The following is a 13164-nucleotide window of genomic DNA, read 5'->3' as shown; positions in this document are numbered from 1 at the left end:
TCATTGTAGGTTAGGGCGTGTTAGCAATTACTGCTTTCACGCCCTATTTTTTAAAAGCTATAAGTGATGTTACCGTAAACAAAACGACCATCTAAACTGTATGGCGTAAATGCACTGTAGGTAAAGATTTGATTGAAATCACTATAACCGATATTGCTTACAGTATCTTGAGGGTACTGATCAAATAGGTTATTAGCGCCTAATGCAAATTTCCACTGCTCATCGGGACGATAAGCTACCTCTAAGTCAGTGATCCATTTAGCATCAATAATTTCATCACCTTCAGGCGTACTTGAAGTGTCAACGACTTCGCCATAACGGGTTGCACGTAATGTGGTCTGAAAGTTTTCATAATCCCATGTTGCAGATAGGTTCCACTTATCAGCAGGAGTGCCTTCTTCAAAGCGAGTGATTTCACGACGTGCGAAGTATTGATAGTTATCACCTAGTGCTTCTAGCTCTGCTGGGTTTTCTTTAACGTGTGTGACTTCTGTGTCGTTAAAGTTAACCGCAGCACTTAAGCGTAAATCACCATAGTTTTCTAAACCTAATGAGTAGGTAGCTACAATATCAACACCTTGCGTACGTGAATCAATAGCGTTTGTAAAATATCGAACGCTTTGAGTGTTTTGTTCACCAGCTGCAGCTAGAATCGCTTCAACTTCGGGACCACTTAAGTTTTCAGACAATACGATACGGTCGTCAATTTCAATGCGATATGCGTCAAGCGTCAGGCTAAAACCGCCTTGCGTAAAGATAAAACCCGCCGTCATATTAACTGATTCTTCAGCATCAAGTTTGCGTGCCCCTAGAGCTTGGGCTGCAGGTTCATCAACTGGGAATAAACCGACCTCACTTGGAATACCGTTTTCAAATACAGTACTTACTGATTTATAAGAAGTTTGTGCAAGTGAAGGCGCTCTAAAACCTGTGCTAATTGCACCGCGTAACGACAATGACTCGTTAATGCTGTAGCGCGTAGCTAGTTTAGAGGTAAAAGTGCTGCCAAAATCGCTGTAATCTTCAAAACGACCAGCCAACACTAGATTCCAATCTGTTGTTAGGTAAGTATCAAACTCAGCAAATACCGCAATGTTATGGCGGCTTTCGTCAGTTGCACTTTCTGGAGAGAAACCAGCTAACACTTGTGCGCCACCAGCAGCAACAGGGTTGCCATCGTCATCCAATACGGTGATGTATGAAGCCTCTTCACCTGCTTTGATTTGATAATTTTCATGACGATACTCAGCGCCCACGGTAACAAACACATCATCAGGTAAGCCAAGGTCAAGAGTATTGCTGGCATCCATGTTAATTAAGTATTGCTCATAGACAAGGGCGCCGTTATCAAATTCAGTTGGGCTGCTAACACCCATCGACGTATTTAAGCTATTACTGACCCCTAAGCCGAAATCGTTGCGACCATAATTGGTACTTACATCCCATGTCCAGTCATTGGTTTCGCCGTTAACACCGATCGCAAATGAATAGTCATCAACATCTGTATCTATTTCAGGTAAGAAGCCATTAGGGTATACTTCGGTTAAGTTACGAGAGTCTTTGGCACGGCGATAAAAGCCTGCCGAATTACCTTTACGGTTTGAGTAACTAGCAAACGAGTAAAGTGATAGTGAGTTATCAAACTCGTAACCTAGATTATAAAAAAGTGCATAGTCTTCGATATCGGCTTTACCAAAACGATGATTGTAACGGTCGAAATCAAATTCACGTGAGTCTAGGTTGCCATTATCATCACGACTGTATTGCTCGCGTTGATCAATTCCCGAGCGGTTTGTTGGCTCGTTATTGCGAGATTCGATAGAGATGTTTATAAAGCCGTTATCACCTAAAGCAAAACCGGCATTCGCGCTTGCTGTTCGCGAAATACCATCGTTTAATTTACGATCACTGCCTTTTGCAAAGCTCAAGTTACCATCGTTATCAGCGCTTGTGCTTAGTAGTTGCGGCGAGCCAGCCATTTGCGTGTCGTATTCACCGTAAGTGTAGCTAACGCTACCGCCCTCATCAGCGTCTTTTAGTACAATATTGATCACGCCAGCAATGGCATCAGAGCCATATTGTGCTGCAGCACCATCGCGAAGAATCTCAACGCGCTTAATAGCTGAAGTAGGAATATTGTTTAAATCAACGGCCGTCGAGCCACGACCCACTGTGCCACCTAAATTTAATAGTGCGCCTGCATGGCGACGTTTACCGTTTACTAATACCAGAGTGTGATCAGGAGCAAGGCCACGTAAAACGGCTGGTTTTGCATGATCAGTACCATCGGCAAGAGTGGCGCTAGGGTAATTAAAACTTGGTAACTGTGAAGCAAGTACTTGGCTAATTTCAAGCTGACCAGTACTTGCTAAGTCGCGGCTTGTTAGTAGATCAACTGGCACTGTACTTTCAGAAAGGCTACGTAAACTCCTACGTGTACCTGTAACAGAGATAACCTCAATATCTTTTGCTGTATCTTCTGTATTTTGCTCAGCAGCGATTGCAGTCGCTGATGCAGCTAACGTACTTGCGATTGCAAGTTGCAAAGGTAATTTTTTGAATAATGTCATTATTGTTCCCATCTGACTTATCTAACTGAATTTAGTCTATAATACGAAACGGGAACAAACAAATAACATTAAAATATAGTATATGTGTTACTTATGATTGTTGTTGAATTTATGTTTTTATTGTTACTGTTATGTTTACGCGCTAATGCTTATTTTATTTCTGCCCTCTGTTTTTGCTCGGTATAAAGCAGTATCTGCAGCGCAAATTAATGCTTCTGAAGTACGATATTGATTATTGAACTCGCAAGCAATTCCTTGGCTTACACTTATTCTAAAATCACTCGGTAATCCTATGTCAGTAAATGGCATGTTATTTATTTTTATTTGAATATGTTTAGCAATAGCGGCGGCTGTGTCTTTTTGACAACGGGGTAATATAATAGCAAATTCTTCACCGCCATAACGGGCTGCTAAACAATCGCGAGAAGGGAGTGACTCTGCTATTATACTTGCTACTTTTTGTAAGCATTTATCGCCTTTTACATGACCGAATCGGTCATTGAATAATTTAAAGTAATCAATGTCGATTAATATAGTGCTAATAGCCTGATTGGTTTGTACGCTTTCTTGCCAATGCTCTTTTAATGACTCTTCAAGGGTTAATCTATTTGCAAGGCCGGTTAAATGGTCAGTGGTAGCCTGTTTAATTAAGCGGTTATATTGTTCTTTGTGTGATGATAAATCGTGTAATACACAAATAAATAAATTTTCTGCAACGGCAATGTTTTTTGGCAGGCTCGATATACATAAATCCGCCTCAAGGGTTTTACTGTCGGCACGGTTTATTTTAACTTCGTTTGGCCCAAGACTTATCGGCGAGTCTTTATGGTCTAACCAACTGAGTAGGGTATACATGTATTTATCACGGTCGGTGTCGTGTAGGTAATGTAAAATGTTTTGCCCAATTAACGCTTCTTGGTTGTCACCTAAAAGCTGTGCTGCCATCGGGTTTGCAAATTCAAACGTGCCTTGGCCATTAATGATAAACACTCCTTCAGGGATGCTCTGAAACATTTGTGCAATCAGTGCAAGTTGCTCTGAATTGATAGACTGCGCAAGTGCGCTTTTCGTTTCTGATTTAGCAGTGCTTGGTTGTTCATTTTTATTAGTAGACACGTTCGTTTCCTTTTTACCGATGCAAACGATTTTGGTGTCTATAAAGTTACTTAAAAAAGTGCAAATTAACCTTCCGGTAATCTTCTGGTTTTAATTTGTTGTTTTATAATGTAAAAAAGCTCCTAAAAAGGAGCTTTTCACGAGAGGCTTTTAGTTTTCTTTTTCGTTCTCAACTTGTGGATCTGCACTTTCATAGCTTGTGCCATTGCACTCTACGATGAAAATCATACACGCAGTACCGCTATTTTCATCTGAATCGGCAATCTCAATTGTTTGACCATTGTTAGTGACTTTAAAGCTAAAGTCTTGCTCGCAATCACCTTCAAGGTTTGCAAATTTAGCACCTGTAAATTGAAAGCCAGCATCCACTGTTGCATCATCAAGTGTATAAATACCTAGGCTGTTTCTTTCATTCACAGTGCCGCCTCCAGAAACTTGCTGACCGTCTTGGAAGTATGTGAATAAAGCTTCATTTTCAGTGTTAAGTTTAATATTCACTGAAAAATTGTAAGTTTGACTTTCGCTCATTGTTATTACCTTCTAGTTGTTTTTTATAGATCAAAGTTAGTAATACCTAACTCTATTAGTTTACTTTTAATTGTACCTACCTCACTTTCCTTGTTTAAACAGGTGTAGGCTTTAATAAGTGGGTAAGTTCTTTTTATACTTTTATCGCCGTTATTATTTTCTTCAATTGCATTAATAGCTTCTTGGCATGCTTGTTGTCTTGCTATCTTGTCTTCAGCAAGCTTTGCTTTAATTAAATTAACCTTTATCAGAGCAGCGAGGTTTTCTATTTTGCTAGTGTCAGAAATTCTCTCTATAAAGTCTGAGTTGCTTTCTAACTTTAACAAAAGGTCTTCGGCTTCTCTTAAAAGGTTTCGATTGATATAATAATGAATCACCCCAATTTGAATATTTATTGAGGTTGTATCTGAAAACCCTTGGTTATTAATGTAACTCAAAACATCTTTTACTCTTTCACTTTTTTTGCTTTTATCTAACAGCATTAATTGGTATGCAAGTGATCTATAAAAGGTGCGTTGAAACTTTTGATTTTTTGGATCTTGTATTCTTGCTTGATTAATCGCATTGGTTGCTTTTTCTGCTTTTAAAAATGCCGCTTTCTTATTTGGGAAGTAGCTCAATAAAAAGCTTTGCTGCATATAAGTGTTTGCTAAATAATTATATATGCTTGCATCATTCGGTGACGTTTCAAGCATGTTGATTAGCTCTTGAGAGGCTTGCTCAAGTAGTTCAAGTGCAGCGTTTAGATTCCCTTGGCTTTCTTCTGTGGTTGCAATCCAGCTGATAGTATCTGTCTTATCGCGTAATAAATTTTTGTTATTAGGTTTAAGCTCAAGGGCTTGGTTTTTAAGTTTTAAAGATTCAGTAAAGCTCTGCTTTGCGAGCGCGTAATTAAACTGCTTTAAATACAGCGAGCCAAGTGAATTGTGTGAGTAAGATAGCTCCATAATTGAATTAAAGTCATTAGGGGCAAGCTGATACATTTTTTCACTGTAAGCCAAGTAACGTTTGAACATTGGCTCAGTCGCTAAATAATTACTTTGCTCATAAGTTAAATTACCAAGCCAAAAGGCATTGACCCCTGCGAGCATTAAAACATCTAGGTTATTGGGTTGAATTTTTAGTAATGATTCTAGGCGCGTTCGCGCATTTTCAAAGGCGGTGAAGGCTTCGTCGGTTTTGCCGCGAGAGTAGGCCACTTCACCCATGGCCTCTAAGGTTTGAGCGTATTGAAAACGGTTATTAAACTGGGCTTGTTTATCGCTAAAGTCAAACAACGAGGCAACTTCCTCGTCTTGATTGGTAAAATACTCAAGGGCTTTGTTGCTAATACCATCCAGTAAATCCATACGCCTTACGCTTCTGAGTTTGTCGGCAAATTCACCGACCATAAAACCCAATAAACTCTCAGCTTCTTGGCGTTTTTGTTTTGCTACTTGTTCGGCGTGATAGCTGCGCACGCTCATAAATGTGGCAATAAAGGTTAAGCACACAAGTGCAGCCGCCGTTATTTGTAACACGCGCTTTTTACGTTTGGCTTTGTTGTTAGAAGCTTTAATTAACGCTTGCTCGTCACTCGATAAGCTAAACATAGGGTTACTCACAAGGCTTTGTGCTTCTTGCAGCGGTTTGCCTTGCGCTAATAAAAAGTCGCTGTGCTTTTGTTCAAGCAGCCAGCGCTCGGTGGCAAGTTGCACACGGCTTTGAATTGCTAAGCTTTGTTGGTGCTCTTGCACCCAATCTATGGCGCGTTGCCAATGGCGCAGCAGCGCTTCGTGGGCAAGGCTAAAGCAGGCTTGCTCATTTTTAAGGTGTGACACAAACAAGCGGCTGTCGACCATAGCCTGAACAAGCTTGGTCGCAGCTGGGCTGGTTAATTCGCTCCAATGTGCTGCACGGCTGGTGAGTGTTTCGCCATCTGGGTTTAAGGTGATCAATTTTGAAAGAACTGCAGCAAGTTCAGTTTGTTGGTCTTTGGGTAATTGGCAAAATACCTGTTCGGCTTTTTGGCCGATAGCTCCTTCGATGGTGCCAAGCGCTTGGTATTCAGAAAACAATAATTCGTTGTCTGGGCTTCGCTGTAAATAAAGCTGTTGCAAGGTGTATTGCAGCATTGGCAATGCATCTGGGTTATTGGCAGTATCGTTACAAAGTTGTTCATCAAGCGGTGTGTGATGCTCTGGGTGATGTTGCCAACTTAAGCCTGCTGCAAGTGCTGGCAAACGGATCATTTGCTTAAGCTCAGAGCGAGTTGGCGCTAATAAATCAAAGTGTGCGCCGTTGGCTTTACCTGCCATTAAACTTGGTTGACTCACTACTTGCGGGTAAAAGTCATTACGACAGGCACTAAAAATGATCATGCAGCCACTTGTTGCTAAGCGCTCAATAAGTGCTAACAGCTGGTTGCGCTCGTCATCGCTAAATAAAGGTGATGACAATAGCACTTCGAGCCTGTCGATAAATAAAAATAAATAGGGTGTAGTGCACTCTTTATTTAGCGTTGCAAGTGCTGCTTTACAGCGGGAAATAACCTGTTCTGGATCTGTTAATAACAATTCAGCCAACGCATCGGCGCTTATATCGCTAAGTACAGGTGCGTCGTTTATTTCTAAATCGAGCAAGGTTGAGGCTAAATCAAGCAGTAAGCGCTCTTTGCTGACATCGGCAAAGTCGAGTTGGCAGTAACTATGTACTCTAATGCCATCGTAGCCATTACTCGACATTAAAGCGGGCAATACACCTGCGTTAACTAACGACGATTTACCTGAACCACTGGCTCCCAAAATTAAGCAAAATGCGCGACCAAACTCTATTTGAGCCGATACCCGCTGTAGCAAAGTGGCAATTTGTTTGTTTCGACCAAAAAACACATCGGCTTGCTCTGGTGCAAATGCACTTAAGCCAACAAAGGGCGAATCACCTTGCCAACTGGTTTGGCTGGCTTTTTGTTCTTCGTTGAGTGGAAAGTTGATTTCGGCAATAACCCGATAACCGCGTTTACGAATGGTTTCTATGTAATGCGGATCGCTTGCTTTATCATCAAAGGCTTTACGTAATTGGGTGATCACTTTATGTAGGGGGTTGTCACCGAGCGCCACATTTGGCCAGCAGTGGCTGATAATTTCTTCACTTGTTAGTAGCTCACCTTGTTTTTCGCAAAGCAGCAGTAATACATCCATCGCCTTGGGTTCAAGATGCTTTGTTTGTTCACCGCGTCTGATTGAATTAGTAGCCGGAGTAACTTGCCATTCGCCAACGAAAAACAGCGCCGTATTCATAGTGTTATCTTCATTGTTATTGTTAGAAACGCAGTCCGATTGGACCGATTTTATATTAGATTACGGGATACTTTGATTAATACAATATTATGAGATCAACAGCAAGCGCCTTGCCTTTTCTGACATTAAAAAATCATATTGATGTCGTGTATATAAAACTTTTTGTAAAGTTTGTTTGACTTTTTGTGTTACTAGGTTAATCTTTAGTCAAGTTTACTTTACTTTTAAGGTGAGAATAATGAATCAAACAGGATTAACCTTTAAACAACGTAATAAGCAGAACACGCTAAACCTCGCTAAATGGACATCAGCATGGGTGATTACATTAGCAATTGCCTCATTTGGGCCGCATTTTTTATGGCAAGAGCAGGCTATTTTTAGTGTTGTGGCAATCTTAATCAATGTAGTAGTTGGCATCATGATGATTTTATCGAACAAACGACAACTACAAGGAATGGATGAGCTGCAGCAGCGTATGCACCTTAATGCAATGGCCATTACCTTGGGTGCAAGCTTGGTATTTGGTTTAGCTTACTCGGTGGTGCAATCAAGTGGTTTAATAAGCTTTAAAGAAGATATATCGCACCTCGTGCTCTTTATGGGCTTAACCTATTTGGTGAGTCTTTTAATGATGAATAAGCAGTTAAACGACGAGGGCGAAGAATGAAAAACCGCTTGAAAGTGCTTCGTGCTGAGCACAACTACACCCAAGCGAAACTCGCAGAGCTTTTGGATGTGTCTAGGCAAACCATTAATGCGATTGAAAAAGGTAAATTTGACCCAAGTTTGCCATTAGCATTTAAAGCCGCGCGTTTATTTAACCTGAGTATCGAAGAGATATTTCAGGATGAGTAAGTCTGATAGCGTAAGAGGCGTTTTAACGCCGAATGTTAAATCATTCAGGTTAAACGCCATTTATCCTACGCGATATAAAATCGCTACTACATTTTTGAGAGCTTACAGCTTTGTTTTTTCATCTGCATCGCACTTAACGACCACATTAAAAAGCCACCTAAGAATAATGCCGCCGAAACATAGCCTGTTTGACTAGGGAGTGCGCCCCCAGCAATAGCCATGCCGCCAAGCCAAGGGCCTATGGCATTGGCAGTATTAAACGCACACTGTACTAGCGCACCAATCATGGCATGCCCTTGTGGTGATACATCCATTAATAACGATTGGATCACGGTACCTAAACCAACACTAAAACCAATAAAGAAAATCACCGCGTATAACAGCCAAATATTATGGCTTGCGCTTACATAACTGGCTGCAAATACTACAGCACCAATTAGCGCAGCCCCTGTGGTTTTCAGCGGTGAGTGGTCGGCGGCTTTACCTAATAGGTAGTTACCTAATGTACAACCAATACCAAACATGATCATAGCAATAGAGATAGTGTAAGCAGGGGTATGGGTGACTTCTAAAATAGTGTCGGCAATGTAAGTGTAAACACAAAATACACCACCAAAACCAATAATGATGATACCTAGAATGGTCCATACGAGCTTGTTCTTTAATACACTTAACTCATCGAGAATCGATGTTGGCGCGGTATTTTTTACGTTAGGTACGTATTTCACAATCAATACCAAGGCAACTAACGCAAGTAAAGCGGTGCCTGCCAAACAATAACGCCAGCTAAAGTTTTGCCCCACTAAGGTGACCATGGGCACACCAACGATAGTGGCAATGGTTAAACCCATAAACACTTTTGACATAAAGCTTGCGCGTTTATCGGCAGGGGCGATGTCGGCAGCCAATAAAATAGCAGCGGCGAAGTAGGCACCGTGTGGTAAACCACTTAAAAAGCGAAATAAAATAAGTTGCTCAAGCGAGTTTGCAAAAGCACTTAAGCCATTGAATAAAAACATCATACTGACAAACATCAACAGTGCATTGCGCTTACGCATGTTGGCGGTTGTGATCATAAATAGCGGTGCACCGACGACGACGCCTATCGCGTAAGCGCTGATGGCATAACCACTTTGCGCTGGCGTAGACGAAAATGTTTCGCTGATCAGGGGCAACATTGGCATCATAGAAAATTCTGATAGGCCTAAAATGAATGTGCCTAAAGCCAATACTATCAGAATGGTAAACGTGCTTGCGTTGCCTTGGGAGTTGGCTACGTTAGTCATGTAATTCCTTTAAAATAAATTTAAAAACAAAATAGATTTTTGATAATTGAAAGTGCCAGTAACAAATACTTTGTTCTGGAGTAGAGATGTGTGCCCAGCGCTATTTTAATACAAATTAATGGGGTTGATACAGTACTTTTTGGAACGTTCTATATTTGTTTGCTATAAGAAAATAACCTGAACTTCTTAAGTCTTTGCTGTTCAAAATAAATACAGAGAAAAAGCCAACTATACTTGGTGAATTAAATTGGTTTAAAGGAGAGTGTAATGAAAAAGATATTTGCTTGTATCGACGGTTCATGCATGACCGATGCGGTGACAGAAGCGGCTATTTGGATTTCTAAGCGCTCCAGCCATCCAATTAATTTTCTGCATGCTTTAGAGCCACCTTTGCCGCAGGGCAGTGATGATTTAACCGCAATTATTGGTTTAGGTTCGCAAACTTCATTGTTAGAGCAATTGGCAAAACTTGAGCAAGAGCGCAACAAAGTAGCGTCGCAGCACGGTCAATTATTGCTAGATGAAGCAATGAAAAAAGCCGAGCATGCAGGCTTAAACGAGATTGAGCAACAGCAGCTTTCAATGAGTCTTGTTGATGCCTTGCTTGAACATGAAGACAATGCCCGCGTGATGATTATTGGCCGCTCTGGTAAAGGCCATTACGATGATTTTAAAGTACTGGGCTCACATATTGAAACGCTGATCCGTCAGGTACATACCCCGGTTGCGATTGTGCCGCCGCAATTTCATGAGCCCACAAACTTTATGCTGGCTTATGATGGCAGCGAAAGTACCGACAAAGCGATTACACAAATTATCAAGGGCGGGATTTTATCCGGCTTAGATTGCCACTTGGTGATGGTTGATAAACAAGACGGTCACTGCCAAGACAAACTTGATACTGCCTCAGCAAGGCTGGCTGAAAACGGCTTTAATGTGAGAGCGCGCATGCTCGATGGCGATGTTTACCAAGCGCTGTGGCGGTATAAAAGTGACCACGCCGTTGACTTAATGGTGATGGGCGCATTTGGTCACTCTAAATGGCGGCAGTTCTTTTTAGGCAGCACGACCTTAAAAATGCTTGAAGATAGCCGTATTCCTTTAGTGGTGTTGCGCTAAGTTATTTACCTGTGACAGGGTGCGACAATATGTCACGTGTTCAGACTAATTAATGAGTTTTATAATCGGCGTCATTAATTATTTGCTTTGATTTTAAAAGAGTTATGAACACGCAATCTTCTCGCCCTGGTTTTTTATTTTCCAAAATTGCTGCAGCACTTAGCTGTGTTTTAAGTATTTCAGCCTTTGCTGATGATTCTATTGAAGTGATAGAAGTACAAGGTCATGCCCAAAATAACCATCAATTAGTTGGCTCTGCAGACGCGTTACTGAAAGATTTAGGTGTTGATTTTTCAGCGGCCGGAGGGGTGTCTAACTTGCCAGTAATGAACGGCATGATGGGCGATAGAGTTAAAGTTTTAGTTGATGGTGCTGATGTCACAGCAGCGTGTGCTAACCAAATGAACCCGCCACTCTCTTATGTGTCGGCAAATCAAATTGCCTCTTACAGTGTCGTTGCTGGTGTATCACCGGTAAGCAGTGGCGGGGATAATATTGCCGGTGTTATTAGGGTAAATACGATTGCCCCTGAATTTAGTGATTCAGACTCAGTGAACTGGCGCGCAGGCTATGTTACCGCCCAGTACAAAAGCGTTAACGATAGCCAAGCATACGCGCTAGGTGCCAGCCTTGCGAGCAAACAGTTTAGCTTGTCTTACCAAGGCAGCTTTGAAGATGCTAACAGCTATGATGATGGCCATGGTGAGCGTGTACTTGATACCTTATATCGAGTACAAAATCATGCCTTAACAGGCGCTATTCGTAATGAGAAACAACAGCTTGTGGTTAAGCTGACGCATCAAAAAATTCCTTACCAAGGCTTTGCAAATCAATACATGGATATGACCGATAACACCAGTTATGGTTTCGTTGTTCAGTATCAACGTGAGCTTGAAAATGGTGATTTGCAGGTGCAAGTGAATGCGCATGATGTAAAACACGAAATGGGTTTTTTCAGTAATGAGAAAACCGGCATGATGCCGATGAATACCGATGCACAAGATTACAGTTACCAAGTTCATTGGCGCACTGACTTATCAAAACAGTCATCACTAATGCTAGGGCAAGAATATTACGGTTATCGAATTGATGATTGGTGGCCAGCGGTTACAGGGTCAATGATGATGGGCCCAAATGAATACGTAAACATTAACGATGGCAAACGTGACCGCCTTGCGGCATTTGCGGAGTACCAAAACCAAGTAAACCAAGCATGGTGGGTGTCGGCAGGTGTTCGTGTTGAGCAAGTCACCACAGATACTGGCGAAGTGCAGGCTTATAACGAAGGTGGCATGAGCGGCATGGCTAATATGGGCTCAATGATGGATATGTCAAAAACCGACGCCCAAGCTGCGATGGAATTTAACCAATTAGACCGTAAACGTGACGACACTTTAGTTGATATCAGCTTGCTTGCTCGCTATCAATTATCGAATAACGATGAGCTGCAATTTGGTTTAGCTCGTAAAAACCGCGCACCTAATTTATATGAGCGTTATAGCTGGGGTGTAGGTACGATGGCAACCACCATGATTGGTTGGTTTGGTGATGGTAATGGTTATATTGGTAACCCAGATTTAGAAGCCGAAACAGCTCACACATTAAGCTCTAGCTACACCAAACTTGCCAAAGACGATAGCTGGCAAGTTACGGCAAATGTTTGGTACACGCAAGTAAATGATTATATTGATGCTGAAGTGACTAAGAGCTTTAATCGCACCGACATGGCGCATACCAAGCGTAATATTCTTACTTTTACGAACCTAGATGCCACTCTTTACGGTGCAAAACTGGCGGGCTTGGTAGAGCTTTACAACTCAAAGCAAGCAGGAAAATGGCAGTTAAAAGGCTCACTAACCAGTACTCATGGTGAGCGTGATGATAGCAATGAAGACTTATATCAAATTATGCCACTGCACACTGAGCTGAGCCTAGAGCACGAATACAAAGGCTGGCAAAACGCACTGAGCTGGCAATGGGTTGATAGTAAAACTCATGTTGATGAGCGCCGTTTAGAAAACCAAACCGACAGTTATCAGTTACTGGCTATCTCAAGCCAGAAAACGTGGCAAAATTTAACCTTTAAGTTAGCAATTACCAACTTACTTGATGAATATTACCAACAGCCACTTGGCGGTGTAAGCATTGCTAATTACAAGCAAGATATGAGCAATGGCTTTGAGCAACTTGCCGGACAAGGCCGTTCGTATAATGCCAGTGTGAGTTATAGGTTTTAGAGAAAGCTATCAGCTTTCAGCTGTCAGTTTGAAGCTGAACGGTGTTGCTTACAGGCCTTTACCAAAGGCCTAGCTCGTAGGAGATGTATGGACTCCTCCCCCAAATAGGGTGAGTACGGTATAAAGAGATTGGACAATTACTTTTACCAATAAGGAATCCATACATGTCAAAATT

At 41.6% G+C, this 13164-nt stretch carries 9 protein-coding genes; 4 read left to right on the top strand and 5 right to left on the bottom strand.

The annotated features are described in order from the left end of the window. Window positions 1-50: 50 nt before the first annotated feature. The 4 genes from BIZ38_RS06900 to BIZ38_RS06885 form a co-directional block, all read right to left on the bottom strand. Window positions 51-2570, bottom strand: a complete 2520-nt coding sequence (locus BIZ38_RS06900) for a TonB-dependent receptor plug domain-containing protein (protein WP_187489926.1) — start codon at window positions 2568-2570, stop codon at window positions 51-53. 135 nt (window positions 2571-2705) lie between these two features. Then, window positions 2706-3686 (bottom strand): sensor domain-containing diguanylate cyclase, encoded by a 981-nt coding sequence (locus BIZ38_RS06895; RefSeq protein WP_316247573.1) that lies wholly within the window; start codon window positions 3684-3686, stop codon window positions 2706-2708. 150 nt (window positions 3687-3836) lie between these two features. Beyond that, window positions 3837-4214 (bottom strand): DP-EP family protein, encoded by a 378-nt coding sequence (locus tag BIZ38_RS06890; protein ID WP_138619565.1) that lies wholly within the window; start codon window positions 4212-4214, stop codon window positions 3837-3839. Window positions 4215-4237: 23 nt separating this feature from the next. Beyond that, window positions 4238-7492 (bottom strand): winged helix-turn-helix domain-containing protein, encoded by a 3255-nt coding sequence (locus BIZ38_RS06885; protein WP_187489925.1) that lies wholly within the window; start codon window positions 7490-7492, stop codon window positions 4238-4240. 238 nt (window positions 7493-7730) lie between these two features. Here BIZ38_RS06885 and BIZ38_RS06880 point away from each other — a divergent pair, with 238 nt between their 5' ends. Beyond that, the gene (locus BIZ38_RS06880) at window positions 7731-8159 is read left to right on the top strand and encodes a hypothetical protein (RefSeq protein WP_054551821.1); all 429 of its coding nucleotides are present in this window, start codon (window positions 7731-7733) and stop codon (window positions 8157-8159) included. Beyond that, complete coding sequence (locus tag BIZ38_RS06875) at window positions 8156-8347, top strand: helix-turn-helix transcriptional regulator (RefSeq protein WP_054551820.1); 192 nt, start codon at window positions 8156-8158, stop codon at window positions 8345-8347. The genes BIZ38_RS06880 and BIZ38_RS06875 overlap by 4 nt, the downstream gene beginning before the upstream one ends. An 86-nt stretch (window positions 8348-8433) precedes the next feature. Here the strand turns inward: BIZ38_RS06875 and BIZ38_RS06870 are convergent, their stop codons facing one another. Further along, a complete protein-coding gene (locus tag BIZ38_RS06870; protein WP_187489924.1) occupies window positions 8434-9633 on the bottom strand; it encodes an MFS transporter in 1200 nt (399 codons plus the stop codon). A gap of 267 nt (window positions 9634-9900) precedes the next feature. Here BIZ38_RS06870 and BIZ38_RS06865 point away from each other — a divergent pair, with 267 nt between their 5' ends. Together BIZ38_RS06865 and BIZ38_RS06860 are read left to right on the top strand one after the other, a co-directional pair. Continuing rightward, entirely contained in the window at window positions 9901-10752 is an 852-nt protein-coding gene (locus BIZ38_RS06865; protein ID WP_187489923.1) for a universal stress protein, read from the top strand. Window positions 10753-10856: 104 nt separating this feature from the next. Next, entirely contained in the window at window positions 10857-12989 is a 2133-nt protein-coding gene (locus BIZ38_RS06860) for a TonB-dependent receptor (protein ID WP_187489922.1), read from the top strand. The last annotated feature ends 175 nt before the right edge of the window (window positions 12990-13164 follow it).

This window comes from Pseudoalteromonas sp. BZK2, from assembly GCF_014349195.1.
GTDB lineage: Bacteria > Pseudomonadota > Gammaproteobacteria > Enterobacterales > Alteromonadaceae > Pseudoalteromonas > Pseudoalteromonas simplex.
This window is presented reverse-complemented; position numbering and strand designations above follow the sequence as displayed.

Bases quoted from the DNA above. Each gene is read 5' to 3' on its own strand.
- BIZ38_RS06900 (WP_187489926.1), bottom strand. From the start codon at position 2,570: ATGACATTATTCAAAAAATTACCTTTGCAACTTGCAATCGCAAGTACG.
- BIZ38_RS06890 (WP_138619565.1), bottom strand. From the start codon at position 4,214: ATGAGCGAAAGTCAAACTTACAATTTTTCAGTGAATATTAAACTTAAC.
- BIZ38_RS06885 (WP_187489925.1), bottom strand. From the start codon at position 7,492: ATGAATACGGCGCTGTTTTTCGTTGGCGAATGGCAAGTTACTCCGGCT.
- BIZ38_RS06880 (WP_054551821.1), top strand. From the start codon at position 7,731: ATGAATCAAACAGGATTAACCTTTAAACAACGTAATAAGCAGAACACG.
- BIZ38_RS06875 (WP_054551820.1), top strand. From the start codon at position 8,156: ATGAAAAACCGCTTGAAAGTGCTTCGTGCTGAGCACAACTACACCCAA.
- BIZ38_RS06870 (WP_187489924.1), bottom strand. From the start codon at position 9,633: ATGACTAACGTAGCCAACTCCCAAGGCAACGCAAGCACGTTTACCATT.
- BIZ38_RS06865 (WP_187489923.1), top strand. From the start codon at position 9,901: ATGAAAAAGATATTTGCTTGTATCGACGGTTCATGCATGACCGATGCG.
- BIZ38_RS06860 (WP_187489922.1), top strand. From the start codon at position 10,857: ATGAACACGCAATCTTCTCGCCCTGGTTTTTTATTTTCCAAAATTGCT.